Origin of the sequence: Rhodococcus sp. IEGM 1241, from assembly GCF_033142365.1 — a bacterium.
GTDB classification, from domain to species: Bacteria; Actinomycetota; Actinomycetes; order Mycobacteriales; family Mycobacteriaceae; genus Rhodococcus_F; species Rhodococcus_F erythropolis.
In genome coordinates this window covers 124394-146166 of sequence record NZ_JAWLSE010000002.1, presented here as the reverse complement: position 1 = coordinate 146166, position 21773 = coordinate 124394, and the positions used below count along the sequence as shown (strand labels likewise).

20 protein-coding genes and 1 other RNA gene are annotated in these 21773 nt (G+C 63.4%); 13 read left to right on the top strand and 8 right to left on the bottom strand.

The features are described 5' to 3' along the window. Positions 1 to 17: 17 nt before the first annotated feature. Positions 18 to 1253 (bottom strand): SLC13 family permease, encoded by a 1236-nt coding sequence (locus R4P70_RS10315; RefSeq protein WP_317830778.1) that lies wholly within the window; start codon positions 1251 to 1253, stop codon positions 18 to 20. Positions 1254 to 1281: 28 nt separating this feature from the next. After that, entirely contained in the window at positions 1282 to 1809 is a 528-nt protein-coding gene (locus tag R4P70_RS10310) for a DUF1697 domain-containing protein (RefSeq protein ID WP_019748952.1), read from the bottom strand. A gap of 54 nt (positions 1810 to 1863) precedes the next feature. Between R4P70_RS10310 and rnpB the strand changes: the two genes are divergently transcribed. From rnpB to R4P70_RS10295, 3 genes are all read left to right on the top strand, one after another. Further along, positions 1864 to 2278: RNase P RNA component class A (rnpB, locus tag R4P70_RS10305), an RNA gene on the top strand. 320 nt (positions 2279 to 2598) lie between these two features. Further along, positions 2599 to 2784, top strand: a complete 186-nt coding sequence (locus tag R4P70_RS10300; RefSeq protein WP_007735457.1) for a hypothetical protein — start codon at positions 2599 to 2601, stop codon at positions 2782 to 2784. A 92-nt stretch (positions 2785 to 2876) separates the two neighbouring features. Beyond that, the gene (locus R4P70_RS10295; RefSeq protein WP_019748950.1) at positions 2877 to 4286 is read left to right on the top strand and encodes an RNB domain-containing ribonuclease; all 1410 of its coding nucleotides are present in this window, start codon (positions 2877 to 2879) and stop codon (positions 4284 to 4286) included. Between the two features lie 4 nt (positions 4287 to 4290). On the opposite strand, the gene pip is transcribed toward R4P70_RS10295, so the two are convergent. From pip to panB, 3 genes are read right to left on the bottom strand one after another with little or no spacing between them, the layout of a single operon-like run. Further along, positions 4291 to 5274, bottom strand: coding sequence for a prolyl aminopeptidase (gene pip, locus R4P70_RS10290; RefSeq protein ID WP_019748949.1), 984 nt, complete (start codon positions 5272 to 5274; stop codon positions 4291 to 4293). Further along, positions 5274 to 5714: a hypothetical protein gene (locus R4P70_RS10285; protein ID WP_020969914.1), complete on the bottom strand. Its 441-nt coding sequence runs from the start codon at positions 5712 to 5714 to the stop codon at positions 5274 to 5276. The genes pip and R4P70_RS10285 overlap by 1 nt, the downstream gene beginning before the upstream one ends. A gap of 51 nt (positions 5715 to 5765) precedes the next feature. Continuing rightward, on the bottom strand, positions 5766 to 6617 hold the full coding sequence (gene panB / locus R4P70_RS10280) for a 3-methyl-2-oxobutanoate hydroxymethyltransferase (protein WP_003941624.1): 852 nt from the start codon (positions 6615 to 6617) through the stop codon (positions 5766 to 5768). 207 nt (positions 6618 to 6824) lie between these two features. Here panB and R4P70_RS10275 point away from each other — a divergent pair, with 207 nt between their 5' ends. The 3 genes from R4P70_RS10275 to R4P70_RS10265 all read left to right on the top strand — a co-directional run bounded on the left by R4P70_RS10275 (position 6825) and on the right by R4P70_RS10265 (position 12855). Further along, on the top strand, positions 6825 to 8396 hold the full coding sequence (locus tag R4P70_RS10275) for an alpha/beta hydrolase (RefSeq protein ID WP_030537557.1): 1572 nt from the start codon (positions 6825 to 6827) through the stop codon (positions 8394 to 8396). A 107-nt stretch (positions 8397 to 8503) separates the two neighbouring features. Continuing rightward, on the top strand, positions 8504 to 9844 hold the full coding sequence (locus R4P70_RS10270) for a glutamine synthetase family protein (RefSeq protein WP_003941637.1): 1341 nt from the start codon (positions 8504 to 8506) through the stop codon (positions 9842 to 9844). Then, a complete protein-coding gene (locus R4P70_RS10265; protein WP_020969911.1) occupies positions 9841 to 12855 on the top strand; it encodes a bifunctional [glutamine synthetase] adenylyltransferase/[glutamine synthetase]-adenylyl-L-tyrosine phosphorylase in 3015 nt (1004 codons plus the stop codon). The genes R4P70_RS10270 and R4P70_RS10265 overlap by 4 nt, the downstream gene beginning before the upstream one ends. A 9-nt stretch (positions 12856 to 12864) precedes the next feature. On the opposite strand, the gene R4P70_RS10260 is transcribed toward R4P70_RS10265, so the two are convergent. Beyond that, positions 12865 to 13725, bottom strand: a complete 861-nt coding sequence (locus tag R4P70_RS10260; RefSeq protein WP_029255610.1) for a spermidine synthase — start codon at positions 13723 to 13725, stop codon at positions 12865 to 12867. Between the two features lie 166 nt (positions 13726 to 13891). Here R4P70_RS10260 and R4P70_RS10255 point away from each other — a divergent pair, with 166 nt between their 5' ends. The 4 genes from R4P70_RS10255 to R4P70_RS10240 all read left to right on the top strand — a co-directional run bounded on the left by R4P70_RS10255 (position 13892) and on the right by R4P70_RS10240 (position 17645). Beyond that, a complete protein-coding gene (locus tag R4P70_RS10255; RefSeq protein ID WP_020908136.1) occupies positions 13892 to 15019 on the top strand; it encodes an NDMA-dependent alcohol dehydrogenase in 1128 nt (375 codons plus the stop codon). A 189-nt stretch (positions 15020 to 15208) separates the two neighbouring features. Beyond that, positions 15209 to 16030: an alpha/beta fold hydrolase gene (locus R4P70_RS10250; RefSeq protein WP_019748943.1), complete on the top strand. Its 822-nt coding sequence runs from the start codon at positions 15209 to 15211 to the stop codon at positions 16028 to 16030. A gap of 43 nt (positions 16031 to 16073) precedes the next feature. After that, on the top strand, positions 16074 to 17105 hold the full coding sequence (locus tag R4P70_RS10245) for a cupin domain-containing protein (RefSeq protein ID WP_317830776.1): 1032 nt from the start codon (positions 16074 to 16076) through the stop codon (positions 17103 to 17105). 18 nt (positions 17106 to 17123) lie between these two features. After that, the gene (locus R4P70_RS10240) at positions 17124 to 17645 is read left to right on the top strand and encodes a hypothetical protein (protein WP_080910122.1); all 522 of its coding nucleotides are present in this window, start codon (positions 17124 to 17126) and stop codon (positions 17643 to 17645) included. Positions 17646 to 17693: 48 nt separating this feature from the next. On the opposite strand, the gene R4P70_RS10235 is transcribed toward R4P70_RS10240, so the two are convergent. After that, positions 17694 to 18380, bottom strand: a complete 687-nt coding sequence (locus R4P70_RS10235) for a GntR family transcriptional regulator (RefSeq protein ID WP_020969908.1) — start codon at positions 18378 to 18380, stop codon at positions 17694 to 17696. Between the two features lie 128 nt (positions 18381 to 18508). Between R4P70_RS10235 and R4P70_RS10230 the strand changes: the two genes are divergently transcribed. From R4P70_RS10230 to R4P70_RS10220, 3 genes are read left to right on the top strand one after another with little or no spacing between them, the layout of a single operon-like run. Then, a complete protein-coding gene (locus R4P70_RS10230) occupies positions 18509 to 19429 on the top strand; it encodes a sulfurtransferase (RefSeq protein WP_317830775.1) in 921 nt (306 codons plus the stop codon). Positions 19430 to 19473: 44 nt separating this feature from the next. Then, positions 19474 to 20319 (top strand): hydroxyethylthiazole kinase, encoded by an 846-nt coding sequence (thiM, locus tag R4P70_RS10225; protein ID WP_317830774.1) that lies wholly within the window; start codon positions 19474 to 19476, stop codon positions 20317 to 20319. Beyond that, positions 20319 to 21428, top strand: coding sequence for an LLM class flavin-dependent oxidoreductase (locus R4P70_RS10220; RefSeq protein WP_141488795.1), 1110 nt, complete (start codon positions 20319 to 20321; stop codon positions 21426 to 21428). Before thiM ends, R4P70_RS10220 begins: the two co-directional genes overlap by 1 nt. On the opposite strand, the gene R4P70_RS10215 is transcribed toward R4P70_RS10220, so the two are convergent. After that, complete coding sequence (locus R4P70_RS10215; protein WP_256064313.1) at positions 21421 to 21771, bottom strand: inorganic pyrophosphatase; 351 nt, start codon at positions 21769 to 21771, stop codon at positions 21421 to 21423. The genes R4P70_RS10220 and R4P70_RS10215 overlap by 8 nt on opposite strands. Positions 21772 to 21773: the final 2 nt, after the last annotated feature.

Genomic DNA, 21773 nt, shown 5'->3' with positions numbered 1-21773 from the left:
GGCTGATCAGCCTCTGATCAGATCACCAGCCACAGGGCACTCACGGCGGCGAGCAGCGTCAGTGGCGTCGTGATGACCCCGAGCAGAGTGAACGTCGCCAGCGTGGGCGGTGCGCCCGCGCTGGTGGCAACTCGTCGCCAGAGCATTGTCGCGAGAGAGCCCACGTAGGTGAGGTTGGGCCCGAGGTTGACGCCGATCAACATCGCGAGCACCAGGCCTGGAGGTGCTCCCGTCCCGAGCGCCGCGATCATCAGCAAGGTTGCCGGCAGGTTATTGACGACGTTGGACGCGAGCGCAGCGACCACGGCGACGAATAGCAGTGATCCGTAGCTGGTGTCGCCTGGCAGGATCTGCGCAATCCATTCTCCCACCGGCCCGTTCGCGACTCCGGCGACGATGATCCCGAGAACCAGGACGAACGCGCAGAACCAGAGGTCGGCAGCGTAGAGCATCTTGGCGGCGGTCGTACGGTGCCGAGCCAGAGCGATCGCTCCCAGAACACTCGCACCCACCACAGCGATCCAGGCGGGTTCGATCCCGAAGAAACCCGAAACCGCGAAACCGACCAGCGTCAGTCCGATCACCGCCAGCGGCAGACTCGGCGCAGGCGAGGAAGTTTTACTTGCCGGTGGCTCTGTGTTTTCCGAGCGGACGAGTTCGGAACGGAAGAACAGTCGGAAGATCAGATATTCGACAGCGATCGTCACGACCCATGGCAACGCCATCAACGCGGTGAAGTGCGAGAACGTCAAACCCGTTGCAGCAAAAGCGATGAGGTTGGTCAGGTTCGACACCGGCAGGAGCGTCGACGCCGAGTTCGACAGGTGCGCACTGGCATACGAATGGGGCCGCGGACTTGCTCCGATGGATCGTGCGGCCGCGATCACTGCGGGTGTCAGAAGTACGACGGTGGCGTCGAGGCTCAGGACCGCCGTGGTCAGGGCAGCCGCGCCGAATACGTAAATCAGCAACCGGTGCGGATCGGCGAGGGATTTTTGCTGCAGGATCTGGCTGACCCAGCGAAAGACGCCGAGAGCGTCCGCGGCATGAGCGAGAACCAGCACGGCAACCAGGAAGACGACGGTGGGTGCCATGCTCGTCAGTTCTTCGCGGGCTTCGTCGAGAGTGACGACACCGGTCAGGAGAACGACGACAGCTGCCGGCCCGGCGATGACGATCTCGGGAAGCCCACGTGGACGCACAATCGCGAAGACGAGGACGACGGCGACGAGCAGGATCGGTAGAAGAGTCACGCGTTGGTGCTCCGTGTCGGGGCGAGCGTCATTTGAGCAGTTTGTAGAGCGTGTTCAGGTTTCGGGTTGTGGTGAACGCCTTGAACTTCGGTTTTCCGGTGTTCCTGCCGAACGCACTCTTGACGGTCTGCCCCTTCTCGACCTCCCAGTACAGGACTCCGTCGCCGGCCACCACGCGTTCGACCGAGGCATCGAGTTGCGCTGCCGCAGCACTCAATTCCTCGAGGATTTCCGGCTCGGAGGCAACCATCGCGTAAGCATGCCAACCCTCGCGTTCTCGGTCGAACGGGTAGTTGTCCACGATCGCTTGCAGTGTCGGAATGTCGAGGACGAATACCCAAGCCTCGTAGCCGAACTCGCGGGCGAGGGCAGATTCGATCTGTTTCTTCAGCGACGAGATGTCGGTGCTCGGACTGTCGAACAGAACGTTGCCCGAGGCCAGGACGGTTTTCACGCCTTGGAATCCGAGGTCGCCGAAGACTCTCGCGAGGTCCGCCATCTTGATGTTGATGCCGCCCACGTTGATACCGCGTAGCAGGGCCACGTACCGAGTCATAAGGTGACCATAGTGCCGGCCACCGACAGGCGCCCGGTAGCATACGGGGGCGGACGAGTTGGCCGGGCGGCCGCGGCTTCTGGAACCAGCGTGTACCACGCACAGGCCTGGGGCCGAGGAAAGTCCGGACTCCACAGAGCAGGGCGGTTGTTAACGGCAACCCGAGGCAACTCGCGGGACAGTGCCACAGAAAACAGACCGCCTGCCTTTCGAGGCAGGTAAGGGTGAAACGGTGCGGTAAGAGCGCACCAGCACCTCGGGTGACCGGGGTGGCTAGGTAAACCCCGCCCGGAGCAAGGTTGAAGGTCGCATCGCTCGCGGTGCGGCTGCGCAGGTGTTCGAGGGCTGCTCGCCCGAGCCTGCGGGTGAACCGCTCGAGGCACCCGGCGACGGTGTGCCCAGATGGATGGTCGCCACTCGGCACTTTGGTGCCGCAGGACAGGATCCGGCTTACACGCCGACTCGTCCGCCCGCGATCTGCACAGTGAGAAAAAGAAGACCCCCACCGGATCGGTGGGGGTCTTCTTTTGTTCGAAAAGCTGTCAGACAGGCTTGATGACCAGCAGCGTAGCCCAGTACGTTGCCGCGTCATGGCCCATGAGCGGGAGGAGGTAATCGTAAAGAATTGCGGACATGCGCACTCCATTTTCTGTTCGTAGCTTGTGTTGGGCATTCAAGCAGAACTCACCGTTCGAATGTCCGGTTCTCACCTGCCAGGCCAAGTAGAAAGAATATCAGTCTCACAGCGATCTACAAGCTTCTATCTCACTCTGATGTCACACTGTGGATATGACTGATGAAGATCGACTCTGGTACTTCGACGTGTCCGACGGTTCCGTCACGCAGGGAAAGGGCGCGTCCTCGTTGACGAGGATGGGGCCGTACCCTGATCGGGACTCTGCCGAGCATGCATTGAAGATCGCTGCCGAACGCAACAAAGCCGCCGATCGGGCAGACGAAGACTGGAACAACTGATACTTGGAACAACTGGGACTCGAACAACTGGGACCGGTACAGCTGCTACACCGGCCCGAACCGATCATGGAGGATGCGTGCCCGCAAGTCGAATGATGGTGCAGGGAATCGACTTCGGAGTGGTTCGGGCGGAGTTCGACTTGCCGGGAGCATTCTCGGCCGCGGCGCAGGCCGAGGCCGAGAATGCCGTGGATCGTTTCGGCGCCGGGCGTGTCGACGAAACGGGTATCGCCTTCGTGACCATCGACCCTCCCGGATCGATGGACCTCGACCAGGCAGTGCACATCGAGAAGACCTCGACCGGGTACGTCGTGCACTACGCGATCGCCGACGTCGCGGCGGTGGTGACGCCGGGCGGTGCGCTCGACGTCGAAACCCGCAAGCGTGGCCAAACCTTCTATCTCCCGGACGGTTCCGTTCCGCTGCATCCTCGGGCGTTGTCGGAGGGATCGGCGAGTCTGCTGCCGGACGTGGTTCGCCCCGCCGCACTGTGGCGTATCGAGTTGGACGCCCAGGCCGAGCCCACGTCATGGCAGGTGAGACGCGCTCTGGTGAAATCGGTGGCGCGTCTGGATTATTCGACCGTGCAACGTGACGCCGACGCGGGCACCTTGCATCCGTCGATCGCCGCACTACCGGAGTTCGGACGATTGCGCAGTGCCTCGGCGGTTGCCAGGGGCGCCATCGAGCTGAAACTGCCCGAGCAGTCAGTGGTTCGGGATCAGCCAGAGGACGAGTCCTCGGCTCGCTGGCGGATCGAGCTCGAGCCACGCACCGAAGCGGACGACTGGAACGCAGAAGTGTCGCTGCTGACCGGGATGTGTGCCGGCCGCATGATGATCGACGCAGGTATCGGGCTGCTTCGCACGCTGCCGCCGGCCGAGGAGTCCGCGGTTCGCACCCTGCGGAGAACTGCAGTGGCGCTGGGTATCACGTGGCCGGAGGGTCGAAGCGTCGGGCAGATTCTTGCCGGACTCGATTCCAACGAGCCGTCGACGATGGCGCTGATGTCGGTTGCGCCGTCGTTGCTGCGCGGCGCAGACTACGCGGCCTTCGACGGCCAGCTACCGGAGTTGACGGTGCATGCGGGGATCGGAGCGCCCTACGCTCATGTGACGGCTCCACTGCGCCGGCTGTCCGATCGCTTCAGCACCGAGGTGTGTCTGGCGATCACAGCTGGTACGCCGGTACCGGAATGGGTGCGCACCGCCCTTCCCGAGTTGCCCGACATCATGAGTGGGTCCGACTCACTGGCGAACAAGGTCGACCGCGCGTGCATCGATCTCACCGAGTCCACGCTGCTCGACGGCCGGGTCGGCGAGGTCTTCGACGCGGTGGTGATGCGCGCCAAGGACGGAAAGCGCTCGGCGGAAGTATTTGTCCCGTCGGTCGCAGTGATTGCGAAATGCGTCGGAACGCCCGATGACGGTGAGCGCGCAAAGGTGCGACTCACCGCCGTCGACACTGTCAAACGGACGGTGGAATTCACGTTCCCGGCGTAGGGCGCTACCGGTACGAATCGGTGGCTTCCACCAAGTGATGTGCGATGCCGGGCTCCATCGCGGAGTGTCCCGCGTCGTCGACGATCACGAGCTTGGATTCGGGCCACGCCTTGTGCAGCGCCCAGGCGCTGGTGGCGGGGCAGACGACGTCGTAGCGGCCCTGGACGATCGTCCCCGGAATGCCGTGCAGGGCGGAGCTTTTGCGTAGGAGCTGACCCTCGTCGAAGAATCCGCCGTTGACGAAGTAGTGGTTCTCGATACGAGCGAAGGCCAAGGCGAACCTGGTCTCGGAGTTCTGTTCGATCTTGTCCGCCTGGGGGTACAGGTAGCTCGTCGATCCTTCCCAAGCCGACCAGGCGATCGCTGCCCGGGCCGCGACGTCGGGGTCTTCGGAATGGAGCAGTTGGTGATAGACCGCGACGAGGTCTTCGCCGCGCTGCGCCTCGGGTACCGGTTCGAGGAATTTGTCCCAGCGCTCCGGGAAGATGTTTCCCGCGCCGCCGTTGTAGTACCAGTCGATCTCGCTACGACGCAGGAGAAAGATCCCGCGCAGAACCAGTTCCGTGACGCGCGTGGGAAACGTTTCGGCGTAGGCGATGGAAAGCGTGGAACCCCAGGACCCCCCGAATACCATCCACTTGTCGATCGAGAGATGTTCGCGCAGGGCTTCGATGTCGGCCAGCAGCTTGTCCGTGGTGTTCACCGACAGGTCGGCGCCGTCGGCAACGTGCGGGGTGGATCGCCCGCAGCCGCGCTGGTCGAGTAGAACGATGCGATATGCGGCCGGATCGAAGAACTGGCGTACCGCCGGTTGTGCACCGCCACCGGGGCCACCGTGCAGGAACACCACAGGCTTGCCGTCCGGATTTCCGCTGACTTCCCAGTACATGCTCTGGCCGTCACCGACGTCGAGGAAGCCGGTGACAAAGGGTTCGATCGGGGGATAGAGACTCCTCAGAGCCGACGGCGGTGCTGACGTTTCGCTCATCAGAAGCCCACCAGTCCGGAGGCGAGATCGGGGATCTCGAGTGCGGAAATCGCGCCGCCCCGGACGTCCGGGCACGCGGCCGAGGTTGCCGCGTCGATGCTTTCGCGGTTCTGGGCGAGATCGAGCAGGTTGATGCCGTTCTGCGTCGCCCACGTGATGACGATCGTGTTCAGTCCGCCCTTGCCGAGCGTCGGGGTGACGGTCCGCCAGTTCTGCAGCTGCCCTTCCATATCCGAACACAACTGCTGGACCTGAGCGTCGGTGAACGTCGAACCGGACGCGGAGGTTGTTGCCGGCGCCGTCTTGGTGGAACTCGCGGGCGTAGTGCTGCTGGGCGCGGGAGAGTTGGTGGACCCTCCCGCGCATCCGCTCAGCACCGTGACGAGAGCTGCCGCGCCGACTACAGCTGCGGCAGTAGAACTTCGACGGTTACCGATCATTGAACGCACCCCTGGCTGGTTGAGAGACAGGCGGCGTTCGCCGGTCTCGGATCAGAAACTGTGTTCTGCGGCCGGGAAAGCGCCAGTGCGAACTTCTGATGCATAGGCGGCGGCTGCGGAACGCAGTTCGTCACCGACGTTACCGAAACGCTTGACGAACTTGGCTGTCTTACCGCTCGTGTAACCCGCCATGTCCTGCCAGACGAGTACCTGAGCGTCGCATTCGGAACCGGCCCCGATGCCGACGGTGGGGATGGTGAGTTTGCGGCTGACCTGGCCCGCAATCTCGGCCGGAACCATTTCCATGACGACGGAGAACGCCCCGGCTTCCTGGACTGCAATGGCGTCCGCCACAAGCTGCTCGGCCGCGTCGCCGCGACCCTGGACGCGGAATCCTCCGAGCGAGTTCACGCTCTGCGGGGTGAATCCGACGTGAGCCATGACGGGGATGCCGGCCGAGGTGATAGCCGCGATCTGCTTGCTCATCCGCTCGCCGCCCTCGAGTTTGACGGCGTGCGCGAGGCCTTCCTTCATGAACCGTGTCGCAGTCGCAAGGGCCTGCTCGGCGGAACCCTCGTAGGTGCCGAAGGGGAGGTCGGCGACGACGAGTGCGTGCGGGGCGCCGCGAACCACGCCACGCACGAGCGGGAGCAGTTCGTCGACGGTGATCGGCACGGTGGTGTCGTAGCCGTAGACGACGTTGGCGGCAGAGTCGCCGACGAGCAGCACCGGGATGCCTGCGTCTTCGAAGATGCGTGCCGTGGAGTAATCGTAAGCGGTGAGCATCGACCAGCGTTCGCCGTTCTGCTTCATCTCGGCGAGGTGGTGAATGCGCGTCTTACGCTTCGGTGCATCGGTAGAGCTTGCAGTGGGTACAGAACCATAGAGAGGTGTTTCGGACATCGTTGTCCCTTTCTGGCCTCGAGGCCCTGAGCGTTGATCGCCTTCGGGTCCCCGGGTGTGGGTGATGACGTGTTCAGTCTGCCACCGGACATCGCCGACACGAATAGTTGACGGGGTGCAATGGGTCACATCACCGCGTGCCTGTCAGTTAGGTGCCGAACCGAGGCGAACCGCTGGCTACCGAGGTTTCCTGGCACCATCAATGGCATGTCGAAGTTCGTTCGCCTCTCCGGTGCCCTCGCCGGAAGCGCAGCAGTGCTCGTGTTGGTTGTCGGTTGCACCAGTTCGGAAGGCACGCCCGAATCAGTGGAACCTGCTGGTTCTGCCGCGTCCGCGGTGCCGTCCGGCCTCGAGAAATTCTACGAGCAGACGCTCGACTGGGGTTCGTGCGACCAATTTGTCGAAGAAGGAACTGCGCCGCTGGGGCGTGGGGTCGACTGCGCCGAGGTGAGCGTTCCTGTCGACTACGCGAATCCGAACGGCGACACCGCGAAGGTGGTGATCTCGCGTTCGAAGGCAACCGGCGACCGCATCGGCTCACTGTTGCTGAACCCCGGCGGGCCGGGTGGGTCCGGGCTGTCGATGGCGACATCGGGTTCGGGCACCGAACTGCAGGAACGTTTCGACATGATCGGCTTCGATCCGCGGGGGATCGGGGCATCGACCCCGCAGGTTCGGTGTTTGACGCCGGAGGAGACCGACGCGGAGCGTGCGGAGGTCAACGTCGACATGACGCCGGAGGGCATCGCTCTCGCCGAGGCGGACAGCAAGGACTACGCCGCCAAGTGCGCTGAGCGGACCGGTACGGAGTTCCTCGCTCATGTCGGTACCTACGAGGTGGTGCGAGATATGGACGTCATTCGGGGCGTTCTCGGCGATCCGAAGATGAACTACCTCGGGTTCTCGTACGGGACCCGGCTCGGATCCACGTACGCGGAAACCTTTCCGCAGAACGTCCGAGCGATGGTCCTCGACGGCGCGCTCGACCCCGAGCAGGATCCGGTCGACGAAGTGGTCTTGCAGGGGCAGGGCTTCCAAGGCGCGTTCGACGCCTTTGTCGCCGACTGTGTCTCGCGAACGGATTGCCCGCTGGGTGATGATCCGGCGCAGGCGCAGGCACGCTTTCAGGCACTCGTCGATCCGTTGATCGAGAAGCCGGCACAGACCACCGATCCGCGCGGGCTGAGTTATTCCGACGCGATCACGGGCGTGCAGCAGGCTCTGTATTCGCCACAGTTGTGGACGCCGCTGCGTGGGGGTCTGTCGAGTCTGGCCGACGGACGCGGCGACTCGCTGCTCAATCTCGCCGACATGTACGAAGGCCGTGAGGATGACGGCAGCTACTCCAACATCAACGACGCGTTCAACGCCATTCGCTGCGTGGACGATCCGGCAACCACCGACCGCGCCGAGGCCGGCGAATCCGACACTCGGTACCGCGAGGCGGCGCCGTTCCTCGACGACGGCCGCGGGACGGGTCAAGCGCCGCTCGACCTGTGCGCGTTCTGGCCCGTTCCGGCTACCGGCAGCCCCCACGCGCTCGACCCCCAGGCGCTCGCCGATGCCGGCCTGCCTCAGTTGGTCGTCGTCTCCACGACGCAGGATCCGGCAACGCCGTATCAGGCCGGAGTGGATCTCGCCAAGCAGTTGGGCGCTGCCCTGATCACGTTCGACGGAACCCAACACACGGTGGTTCTGGACGGAAACTCCTGCGTCGACGATGCCGTCGTCGACTACTTCGTTTACTTGAAGGCACCGGAAGAGGGTCTGACATGTTAACCGGCGCGACGCCGTACGCTGCGCCTATTCGATGGTGACCAATCACTCTGTTAACCGGGACCACTGATGTAACACAGATTTAACGTAGCTTGCTTAGTCTCGCGTGCATGGATCGCCAAAAAGAATTCGTGCTTCGTACCCTGGAAGAGCGCGACATTCGGTTTGTCCGCTTGTGGTTCACCGATGTTCTCGGGTACCTCAAATCGGTGGCGATCGCCCCCGCCGAACTCGAAGGCGCCTTCGAGGAGGGAATCGGATTCGACGGTTCCGCCATCGAGGGATTCTCTCGAGTCTCCGAAGCCGACACCGTCGCTCGGCCCGACGCCTCGACATTCCAGATCCTGCCGTGGGCCCACAAGGACGGTGCGCAGCATTCCGCGCGCATGTTCTGTGACATCACGATGCCCGACGGTTCGCCGTCGTGGGCCGATCCGCGCCACGTACTGCGTCGCCAGTTGAGCAAGGCCAGCGACTTGGGCTTCAGCTGCTACGTCCACCCGGAAATCGAGTTCTTCCTTCTGGAGAACGGCCCGATCGACGGCACTCCGCCGATCCCGGCCGACTCGGGCGGATACTTCGACCAGGCCGTGCACGATTCGGCTCCGAATTTCCGCCGCCACGCCATCGACGCACTCGAGTCGATGGGCATCTCGGTCGAGTTCAGCCACCACGAGGCCGCGCCGGGTCAGCAGGAGATCGATCTGCGCTACGCCGACGCACTCTCGATGGCCGACAACGTCATGACGTTCCGATACGTCGTGAAGGAGGTCGCGATCGGTGAAGGCGTCCGGGCGAGCTTCATGCCCAAGCCGTTCAGTGATCAGGCCGGCTCCGCGATGCACACCCACATGAGCCTGTTCGAGGGCGACACGAACGCCTTCCACAATCCTGACGATCCGATGCAGCTCTCCGAGACCGGCAAGGCGTTCATCGCCGGCATCCTCGAGCACGCCAACGAGATCAGTGCGGTCACGAACCAGTGGGTCAACTCGTACAAGCGACTCGTCCACGGGGGAGAGGCACCAACTGCTGCGTCGTGGGGCCCGTCCAACCGATCGGCTCTCATTCGCGTCCCGATGTACACGCCCAACAAGGCGTCCTCGCGCCGCGTCGAGATCCGAAGCCCAGACTCGGCCTGCAACCCGTACCTGACTTTTGCGGTCCTGCTTGCTGCCGGTCTTCGCGGCATCGAGAAGGGCTACACCTTGCCGCCCGAGGCAGAAGACGACGTGTGGTCGTTGACCTCCGCCGAGCGCCGCGCCATGGGTTACAAGGAACTGCCGAGCAACTTGGACAGCGCTCTGCGCGAGATGGAGAAATCGGAACTGGTGGCCGAAGCACTCGGCGAACACGTCTTCGATTTCTTCCTGCGCAACAAGCGTCGTGAGTGGGAGGAATACCGCAGCCACGTGACGCCGTTCGAGCTCAAGACCTACCTCGGTCTGTGACGGTGAAACCGCCCGCTGCGAGATCAGCAGTTCCAGGACCGGGTCGACTCGGGCTGGTCGAGCCCACCGCTGCCGACGAGTTGCGTCAGCTCGGTTGGGTCGACGCCGAGAGCATCGAACTCTTGTGGTCGCTTTCGCGTGCCGCGAATGCCGACCTCGCTCTGCGCACCCTTGTGCGGATCAAGGACGGGCTCGACGACGGGTGGCGCGAACTCGATCAGGCATTGCGCAAGGACAAAAACCTGCGAGGCCGCTTGTTCGCACTCGTGGGTGCGTCGTCGGCCTTCGGCGATCACCTGGCCGCGGATCCGATCGGCTGGAAACTGCTCGACGGAACCGCTCTGCCGACCAAGGACGAGGCCACCGCAGCGTTGCTCGAGGCCGTGGGCGCCACCCTCGACGAGGGCGCTACCGAAGGCTCGCTGACCTACCGCGCCACCCTGACCGGGCCGGAAGCTGTTGTTGCTCTGCGCAAGAGCTACAAGGACCAGCTGATGCTGCTGGCTGCGGCTGATCTTGCGGCGACCGTCGAGAACGAACCAGTAGTGCCGTATCAGACTGTGGGTCACCAGCTTTCCGATCTCGCGGACGCTGCCCTGACCGCCGCACTGGCGGTGGCTATCGCAACGGTGTGCCCCGAGGGCAGTTGTCCGATCCGGCTCGCCGTGATCGCCATGGGCAAATGTGGTGCGCGCGAGCTGAACTACGTCTCCGACGTCGACGTCGTGTTCGTCGCCGAACCGGCCGATGCGACGGCCAGCCGCGTTGCCGGCGAGATGATGCGTATCGGTACTTCCGCATTCTTCGAGGTCGATGCTGCGCTGCGCCCCGAAGGCAAGCGCGGAGAACTGGTTCGCTCCCTCGAATCCCACATCACGTATTACAAGCGCTGGGCCAAGACCTGGGAGTTCCAGGCACTGCTCAAGGCTCGTCCGATGACCGGCGACATGGAGCTCGGTCGCCAGTACTCCGAGGCGATGAGCCCGATGGTGTGGATCGCCTCCGAGCGCGAGGACTTCGTCCCCGAAGTCCAGGCCATGCGTCGACGCGTCGAGGAAATGGTTCCCCCCGAACTGCGTGAGCGTGAACTGAAACTCGGCCGCGGAAGTTTGCGCGACGTCGAATTTGCCGTCCAACTCCTGCAATTGGTGCACGGGCGCGCCGACAGTTCGTTGCATGTCCAGAGCACGGTCGATGCACTGACCGCATTGGCGGCGGGTGGATACGTCGGCCGCGACGACGCCGCCAACCTGACTGCGTCGTACGAATTCCTGCGCCTGCTCGAGCACCGTCTGCAGTTGCAGAAGCTCAAGCGCACACACACCCTGCCGCCGCCGGACGACGAGGAAGCGCTGCGTTGGCTGGCCCGCGCCGCGCACATGCGGCCAGACGGTCGTCTGGATTCCCTGGGAGTCCTGCGCGCCGAGATCAAGCGGAATTCGCATCGGATTCGCCGCCTGCACGCCAAGTTGTTCTACCGCCCGCTTCTCGAATCGGTGGCGCGGATGGACAAGGAAGCACTGGTCCTGGGACCAGAAGCCGCGGTTCGGCAGTTGGCCGCTCTGGGTTACACGGCGCCCGAGCATGCTCTCGGGCATCTGACTGCACTGACGAGTGGCGCTTCACGCAAGGGTCGCATTCAAGCGCTCCTGTTGCCGACTCTGCTCGAATCACTCGCGGACACACCGGATCCCGATGCAGGTCTGCTCGCTTACCGCAGGCTCTCGGACGCGCTCGTCGACCAGACGTGGTTCCTGCGCCTGCTCCGCGACGAGGCTGCGGTGGCCGAGCGTCTGATGACCGTGCTGGGCTCGTCGGCGTACCTACCGGACCTGCTCATCAAGGCTCCCGACGTGATTCGCTTGTTCGCGGATTCGCCGAGTGGACCGCGCCTTGTCGAGCCGAAGCCCGAGGACGTCGCTCGCGGAATACTCACCGCCTCCGGCCGACACAGTGATCCCAATCGTGCTGTTGCCGCGGCCCGCTCGCTGCGGCGACACGAACTTGCGCGCATCGCGTCGGCCGACATCCTCGGCATGCTCGATGTTCCCGCCGTCTGCAAGGCGCTGTCCTCGGTGTGGGCCGCGGTGCTCAATGCATCGCTCTCCGCGGTGATCAAGGCCAGCGTCACTGAACTCGGGACCGAGGCGCCGGCCAGTTTCTCCGTCATCGGCATGGGCCGACTCGGCGGCGGCGAACTCGGCTATGGATCCGATGCGGACGTGCTGTTCGTGTGCGAACCCCGCGAGGGCGTCGACGAGACCGTTGCGGTCAAGTGGGCCAACAGCATTGCCGACAAGGTGCGCAAGCTTCTCGGGGCACCGAGCACGGATCCTCCGCTCGAAGTCGACACCGGATTGCGTCCGGAAGGTCGTAACGGACCGATGGTTCGCACGCTCGAGTCGTACGACGCGTACTACGCGAAGTGGGCTCAGGCGTGGGAGATTCAAGCGCTGCTTCGTGCGCACCCGGTTGCCGGTGATCCTGAACTGGGACTGCGGTTCCTGCACATGATCGACAAGACGCGCTACCCCGAAGGCGGCGTCAGTGACGCGGCGGTGCGCGAGATCCGGCGCATCAAGGCGCGCGTCGATTCCGAAAGGCTTCCTCGCGGAGCCGATCCGGCGACGCACACCAAACTGGGTCGCGGTGGCTTGGCCGACATCGAGTGGACTGTGCAATTGCTGCAGCTGCGCCACGCCGACAAGATCGAGTCGCTGCACAACACGTCGACGCTCGAGACTCTCGACGCCATCGGCGCCGCGGAACTGCTCAGCGAAGGTGACGTCGAACTGCTGCGTGACGCCTGGATCACCGCGACGAAGGCACGCAACTGCCTCGTTCTGGTGCGAGGCAAGCCGACCGATCAGCTTCCCGGCCCGGGCCGTGTTCTCGCGGCGGTGGCGCAGGTCGCTGGATACGGCGACGACGCAGGGGAGTTCCTCGACAACTACCTGCGCATCACACGACGGGCAAAAGCTGTGGTGGAGAGGGTCTTCGGCGGGGAGTAGCGTTTTCGCTCAGTCCTGCCGTACCGGCGCGTTCGCGGCGAACTTGCGGACTTCGGCGTCCTGCCACACGTGGGCGGGAACGCCGCCGCCGAGTAGCTCGCGCGCGAGCGCGGGTTGCCCGCCGATCGGTACGTCGCTGCCCGCGATGATCATGTTGCCGTAGCGACGGCCCTTGAGCATCGCGGGATCGGCGATGATCGCCATGTGTTCGAACTGCGCACCGATCGTTGCGGCTTCACTGCGCGCGCCCTGAAGATCCGGGGTGTCGCCGCAGTTGACGATGTAGATACCGCCCGGTGCCAGCACGCGTCGTACGTGGGTGGTGAATTGCGCTGTTGTCAGCGGAGTCGGAGTTGTGTTGCCGGCAAAGACATCTCGAATCACGACGTCTCGGGTGGACTCGGTGAGAGTTTCGGTGACGGCGCGGGCTTCACCGACACGAATGCGCAGCAGCGGTGCGCGCGGTAGGTCGAACCAATCGCGCACCAGTTCGGCCAGGGCGCCGTCGATTTCGACAACCACCTGACGCGCGTCGGGGTAGGTGGCGGCGAAGTACCTGGCCATGGAGCAGGCTCCGCCGCCGAGATGCAGAACCCGCAGACGCTCGGTCTTGTCACGTTCGGAATCGACCAGATGCGCGATCCACCGCATGTACTCGAAATCGAGCACCGTCGGATCTGCGACGTTCACGTGGGAACTGGGCACTCCGTTGATCTGGATGATCCAGCTGTCGTCGGAGTACTGGTCGCGGACAAGTTCGCACGTCCCGGTATCGATCGGAAAAGTACCGGCGACGGGACCGGACTCGCCTCGCTCGGGAGTGCCGCTGCGAGTTCTTGTCTTGCGAGTTCCCTTGGCCACTGTGTTGATACTAGCCGTGCGCGTTTCCGGTAACGCCGAGTACCAAAAAGGCGCACGGACCGGCGGTATTCTCGAGTAGTTTCAGGCACACTCGTAGGTGGAGTGTGATCGGCGACACAAATGCCGGCGCGTTCTTTCGTCGTCCGTGCATCACGAAGAATTTCGAGGAGTGCAGGTGAAGGTCAAGGCAGCGGTAGTCAAGGCGCCAGGTCAGGCATGGGAGATCGAAGAGGTCGAGCTGGGGGACCCGGTCTCGGGTGAGGTACAGGTCCGACTCGCCGCATCGGGGCTGTGCCATTCGGACGAACATTTGCGTACGGGCGCCAGCCCGCTGCCCTTCTACCCGGCCTTGGGCGGGCACGAAGGCGCCGGAGTGGTGACGAAGGTCGGCCCGGGTGTCGCGAGCGTCGAAGAAGGCGACCACGTGGTTCTCGCCTTCATCCCGGCGTGCGGACGTTGTCCGTCTTGCGCGAAGGGTCTGCAGAACATCTGCGACGAGGGAGCCGGCCTGTTGACCGGGCAGGCGATCTCCGACAAGACGTACCGCGTCACCCTCAACGACGAGCCGGTCATCCAGATGTGCCTGCTCGGAACATTTTCGCCGTACGTGACCGTCAACGAGGCGTCGGTGATCAAGATCGAGAAGGACATCCCGCTCGACAAGGCGGCCTTGCTCGGCTGCGGTGTTGCCACCGGTTGGGGATCGGCCACCGCGATCGGTGGAGCCAAGGTCGGTGACACGGTGGTGGTCGTCGGCGTCGGCGGCGTCGGAATCAACTCGGTGCAGGGTGCGGCGTCAGCCGGAGCACGATTTGTGATCGCGATCGATCCCGTCGAGTTCAAGCGTGACAAGGCAAAGGAATTCGGCGCCACACACACGTTTGCCTCCCTCGAGGAAGCGCTACCGGTGATCGGCGAGATCACCTGGGGCAAGATGGCCGACGTCACCGTGATCACCGTGGGCGAGATTCACGGCGACATCATTCAGCCCGCGCTCAGCGCGACGGGCAAGGGCGGGCAGGTCGTGGTCGTCGGAATGGGGCACTACGCGGATTCGCAGGTGACGCTCAGCCTCTTCGAGCTGACCCTTCTACAGAAGCGTTTGCAGGGAGCCATCTTCGGCGGGGTAGGACCACGGTCCCAGATTCCCAAGTTGCTCGATCACTACCGAAGCGGCGCACTCAAACTCGACGAGTTGGTGACCAAGACCTACAAGCTCGAGGAGATCAACGAGGGTTACGCCGACATGCTCGAGGGAAAGAACCTGCGCGGAATGATCGTCTACACGGAGGACGATTACTGATCGTTCCCGCTCTGCCTGAAGGGTCCGGCCCGACACCACACTTCGTAGTGTCTGGCCGGAGTCTTCTGCCCCCATGCAGATTTCTGTCGATCGATGAGTCGACTGCCCCCGTAGTGGGCACTCGCAGAGTGAGGAAACCGGGCACCGCGTCCGGACCTCAGTCCACGACTCGACAGAGAAGAGCAGAACATGCCCTACATCACCACTTCCGACGGAACCGAGATCTACTACACCGAGCACGGGGTCGGCCGGCCGATCGTCCTCAGCCACGGGTGGCCGCTGAGTTCTGACGCGTGGCAGGTCGAGATGAAGCTGTTCGCCGACGCCGGATACCGGACCATCGCGCACGATCGTCGAGGGCACGGTCGCTCGTCGAAGACGTACACCGGCAACGACATGGATACATATGCCAAGGACCTGGCTGAGCTGATCGACACGCTCGACCTGAAAGACCTGATCGTGGTGGGCCATTCGACCGGCGGCGGGGAAGTGGTCCGCTACGCGGCGCAGCACGGCAAGGGGCGCGTGGACAAGGTGATCACCGCCGGCGCCGTTCCGCCGATCATGGTCAAGTCGGACGGCAACCCCGAAGGCACACCGATCGAGGTGTTCGACGGCATTCGTGAGGGAGTTCTGCGAGATCGATCGCAGTTCTACAAGGATCTCAGCGAGAGCTTCTACGGCGCGAACCGCGAAGGGGCCGACGTCTCGCAAGGGGCGAAGGACGACTTCTGGCGACAGGGGATGTTGGTCAACCTCGCCGCGGCCTACGACTGCGTCAAGGCATTCTCGGAGACCGATCAGACCTCCGATCTCGAAGCCATCGACGTTCCGTTCCTCATCGCTCAGGGCGACGACGATCAGATCGTGCCGATCGGCGCAGCGGCGGAGAAGGCGATCAAGCTGGTGAAGAAGGGCACGCTGAAGGTATATCCGGGCGCACCGCACGGAATTTACGGCTCGTATCAGCAGACCCTGGACCGGGACATTCTTGCCTTCATCGAGGACTGACGTCAGCGATTCGGAAGGATAAGAGTCGAAAGGATCAAAGGCCATGTCCACACACGTTGCCTCGCTGCGCGATGGTCCCAGTGTCTTCGAGAACGAACTCGGATCGATCTCGCAACTCGACACGAGTTCGTTGCCGATCCTGTCCGGTCTGTCGATCAAACGAATTGTTCTCGGCCCCGGCGCGATCCGCGAACCACAATGGAACGTCAACGCGAACCAGATCGCCTACGTCACCAGCGGAACCGTGCTCGTCTCGATGTTGGGCAATGCCGACGAGTTCACCAGTTTCGTGGTGCGAACGGGGCAGATGTATCACGTCGAATCCGGCGCGATTTATCACATCGAGAATGTCGGAGAGGAGGAGGCGGAGATCATCGCTGCCCTGCGTAATTCACTCCCGCAGCACTTTTCGTTGCAGAGTAGCGTCAGCGCAATGTCGAACGCGGTGCTCGGCAATACCTACGACCTCGCCGCGTCAGCCTTCGACGTCTTCGGTAGGGCCGATGCGTCCCAGATAGTTCGGCGGGACGGCGCCGCCGTCGTTCCCGATACCGCCGGCTTTCCCAACGCGCATCTCTTCGATCTCGACGGCCAGATCGCGCCTCTCGCATACCCGTACGGACAGGCGAAAGTGGCACGCAAGCAGTATTGGGCGGCGCTGGAGGATCTTTCGATGTACTCGTTGACTATTCGCGAGAGTGGAATGCGTGAGCCACACTGGCATCCCGTCACTGCCGAAATGGGATACGTGCATCGTGGTCACGGGCGGATGACGGTCCTCGATCCGGACGGTTCGCTCGACACCTACCTACTGGAGCCCGGTCAGGTGTATTTCGTTCCGCGTGCCTATCCCCATCACATCGAGGTTCTAGGTGACGAGGACATCAACTTCCTCATCTTCTTCGACCAGCCGACACCGGGCGACATAGGCTACCGTGCAACGGCTTCCGCGTTCTCGCGCGGAGTTCTCTCGGCCTCGTTCGGTGTTCCGGAACGCGATCTGCCGCAATTTCCTTTCACGCCGGTCGATCCGCTCATCGTCTCGCGTAACAATCCGATCGACCGCCAGCACTGACCGGCAAGGATGCCCATCATGACCGACTCGCTGATCGTGACCGATCACGGTACGACGCTCGACTTCACGTACGAAGATGCTCTGCACTATCACGGGCCGCAGGCACCGGGAGGCGTGGCGCATGCCTACAAAGTCCTCGAGCGCGCACTCGGTGTGCTCGGCGGGGAAGGCTCTGTCGAGCGTCGCGAGTTGGTCGTCACCACTGCACACGGCGGACCAGGAGTGCGCGACGCGTTCGAGTTGGTCACGCGCGCAGTGACCGAAGAGCGGTACACCGTCGACAGTTCCCTGGCCCGGCCTGAACGAGGAAATACGCTCGCACTGTATGTCTTTCGGGTCGGCTATCGCGGCGCGAGCGCCACGCTGACTGTTCGGGAGGGATTTGTCGTCGACGAGTTGATCACTCTCTCCCGCAAGACTGACCGGACAGCCGAAGACGAGTCACGCCTGGCAGTGCTCAAGCAGGAGATGGCGGACCGAGTGATGTCGAGCCCGGCCGAGAGCGTGTACGACGTCGAGATCGGCACGCTCCCCGCCTGACTGACGGCGGCATAGGCGTCGGTGTGCAGAACTCTGGGCTGTCTGGAGTCAGCGGCTGGCGAACATCCTTATCCGCTGGTCGCGACTGCGCTCGAGATGGTTGCGCATGTGGCCACGCGCGGACGATTCGTCCCTGGCGCGGATGGCGTTCAGGATCTCTTGATGTTCCGAATTGAGCAGGTCCGGTTCGCCGTAGTTCGACGGCGGGCCGCTGTCGTAGATTCGCAATTGGGTGGTGAGGCGGATCAGCAGTGAGGTGATCGTGGAATTGTGGGCGGCTTGCCACAGGGCCTCGTGAAACTTGAAGTTCCCGGAACGCACCTCGGTGCCTTCGGTTGCAGTGCAGCAGAACTCGTGTAATCCGTCCAGGCGAGCAAGGTCGAGATCGCTGTGGCGTAGTGCCGCGGCGCCTGCCGCTTCCGATTCGAGGGCTACCCGCGCCGCGTAGATCTCGATGACGTCCTCGGGTGTGCCGGAACGGACACGAAAACCGCGAGCGGCTCGTTCGAGTAGTCCGTCGTGTGCGAGCCAGTTGAGTGCTTCCCGGATCGGGGTGCGGGATGCGCCGTACGATTCGCACAATTGAGTCTCGTGCAGCGGAGCGCCCTGGGGGAACTTGCCGGCCAGGATGTCGGCTCGCAGGCGCAGGTACTGCCGCGAGGTCTGATCGGACCGGCCGAGCGCAGCCTCCGGCACCAGCAGATCGGTGGTGCTCGTATCGGCGTCGAGATCCATGTGTCCCCATTCCTGTGCATGCAAGTAGAGCGCGTTCGATTATGCCATCGACGACGAGTGAGTACTTGCGTATACGCTAGTACTCATTTAGGTTCGTGCTTGTTCGTTTCCGAGGGAGAGGGTCCGAAGTGGCTGGAGAGACCGCGTCGCCGCTGGTGAGTGCCGTTGAACTCGACGCGATGCTGCGTGAGGGAGGCGTCGCCGTGCTCGACGCGACGGTTCATTTTCCTCCCGCGCGATTTGACGGCGACTACCGCCCGGAATCCGGGTACGGCGGCTGGGTCTCCTCGCACATCCCGGGTTCGCGACATGTCGACCTCCTGGACGTCTTCTCCGAAAGGGAAGCGGCGCTGCATTTCACACGCCCGTCAACGGAGCAGTTGGTTTCCGATCTCCAATCCAGTGGTATCGAGCCGGGCGCGACAATCGTGATCTACGACCAGGGATCGACCACCTGGGCATCACGGCTCTGGTGGGTGTTTCGCAACGCCGGCATCGAAGCAAGAGTTCTCGACGGTGGCCTCGCCGAATGGACTCGACGCGGCTTCGCGCTCGCGAGCGGCGACGACGAAACCCACACGTCGGCGTCGACGCGTTGGAGCGTGACGGATCTGGGTCTGTGGGTCGATTTACCTCGCGTTGCGTCGCTGTCCAGCGGACGCGAAGCCGGAACGCTGGTGTGCGCTCTCGCGCCTGAGCAGTACGAGGGAACCGAGAAGACGCGATACTCGCGACGCGGACACATTCCGTCAAGCGTGAATCTGTCCGCGAAGAGTCTTCTCGACTCCGACTCCCGGATGCTTCCGGTCGAAGAAGTTTTGTCGAAATCGGCCGACGTTCTACCAACCGCCACCGGCCCTGTCGTGATCTATTGTGGCGGTGGAGTTTCGGCGTGCTTGACCGCACTTGCGCTGATCCGCAGCGGCCACGCGGACGTCAAAGTCTACGACGGTTCGCTGGAGGAATGGACTGCAGATCCGGTTTTGCCGATGGTTGTCGGCAGTGAGTCCGAAAGCGCGATTCCGGACGATCGATGTCAGCGATCCTGAATCGCCGCAGTCCCGATACCACCATCCGCTTTGAAGGAAATCTCATGTCTGACACTGTCTCTGTCGAAACCGTCGCCTCTGCGATCGACGCACTCCGCGACCAGGTGCCGCTCGTCCAGTCGCTGACCAACATCGTCTCGGCGAATTTCTTGACCAATGTTCTGCTCGCTGCCGGCGCAAGCAATGCTCACATCGACAACGTTCATGAAGCGGGTGGGTTCGCTGCCGTCGCCGGGGGAGTGCTCGTCAACCTCGGAACGCCGGACGACGGGACAGCCGAATCCTTCCTGATAGCCGCAGAAGCGGCTCGAACTGCCGGTACGCCATGGGTTTTGGATCCAGTCGGTGTCGGCGGACTACCCTGGCGGAGCGGTATCGCTGTGGATCTGCTGCGCTTTCACCCCAGCGCCATCCGCGGGAACGCATCGGAGATCATCGCTCTGGCTGGACTCGGCGGTGACACCCGCGGCGTCGACAGTGCCTCCGACTCCGCCGACGCAGTGCCCGCCGCTCTGTCACTCCTGAAGCATGCGGATGCCGTGTCGGCATCAGGCCCGGTCGACTACATCGTCGGCCGCGATGGTGGCGGCGACGTTCGGGGCATCCGAGTCTCCGGTGGCAGCGCTCTGTTGCCGCGCGTGACCAGTACCGGTTGCTCTCTGGGAGGCCTGGTCGCTGCCTACCTCGCCGTTACGCCGACCGCGCTGGACGGATTGGTTGCCGCGCATACGCATGTTGCCGTGGCATCGGAGATCGCCGAGGAAAAAGCCTCAGGTCCTGGTTCTTTCGCGGTCGCGTACCTCGACGCGCTCTACACCGTGAGTGCGGACACCATCCGCTCACGTGCCCGAATCGAATCGTTCGACCTGCCGGCTGGAGTGCAGAACTGATGGGCGTCAAGACATTCTGGTATCTCACCCAGGCCGACGGGGACTACCCGTGGAGCCCCGGCGGGCTGTTCCCCGTGGACGGGGCCAGGCAGATCGAGCTCGCGAAGACCATCGACGACGGCGGATTCGAAGGTGCGCTTGTTGCCACCTGGCCGAACGATCCGTTCATTTCGGCGACGTGGGCGGCAGCGCACACCGTGCGCATGAAGTTCCTCGTCGCCGTCTACGCGAACATGACGCCGGCGCGACTGCTGGCGGAGAAGGCATTGACTTTCGACGCCTTCAGCGGTGGCCGACTGTTGATCAACTCGGTCAACGGACGCGAGAACATCCTGACCAAGTACGACATGAACGTGCCCCACGACGACCGTTACGAGTTGGGGGAGCAGTACTGGGCGGACTTCCGCCGCATCTACGCCGAAGGCACGGAGTCGAACTTTCCCAACACACCACTGCGTATCGATGCGCCCGCTGGGCATCAGGTTCCGCTGTGGGGTACCGGTGATTCGCCTGCAGGCCTGGCGAATTCAGGCAAGGTGCTCGACACCTATCTGGCGATGTTGCGCGAGACTTCGTTCATCGAAGACAAATTCTCTGCCGCACGAGCGGCGGCGGAGGCAGCCGGGCGCGAGTTCACCGACTTCGGTGCGCTGACCGGTGTGATCGTTCGCCCCACCAAGGCGCAGGCGCACGACCGGTTCCGTTCGTTGTTCGAGAAGACGGGCGTCGAGCAGATCGCTCATGTCTTGGACAACGCAGTGCGTCGTCGTACTCAGGGGAAGCAAGACCTCAAGACTTTCACCGCTCGCGACGCACAGCGGCAGGGCTGGGCGGACAAGATTGCTTCCGGCCGACTTCCGGAACCGGAGGAGTTGTACGTCGGTGACGGGCTGTACGCGGGTATCACAGCGTGGTCGCCTCTCGACATCTTCGGCACCGGGTCATCGGCGGTGTACTACGTCGGCGATCCGGATTCGATCACGGACTCGGTACGCACGCTTCGCGGCCGAACCGGTTTGACTGCACTGATCCTGGCAGGTTGGCCGCTGATCGAGGAAGCGAAGTGGGTTGCGGAGCATCTTGTTCCGCGATTCGACGAACTCAGCTGACTTCGCGCCGCAAGACAGTGGTACCGAGACCCAAAGTGTCGCGGAGAAATGCTGCGGCAGTGCCGATTTCATCGGCAGTGCATTCGAGAAGGATCTTGACTTCCACGTCCTTCTTGTCGATGTCGGCAATAACGGCCATGGCAACAACGCCGTTGCCGACGGCAGAGCCTCGGAACAGATCGATCCCGTCGCCGTCCGCGCTGACGGTCCCGTCGAGATAGCCGTAATCGAGCGGATAAATCGCAGCGGGGTAACGCGGGTGTGCCGACCCTCGGGGGCGATCGATCACGACAGTTGACGTGGTAGCCAGGTGATCGAGGGCGGAGAACAGGTCTTCGCTCATCG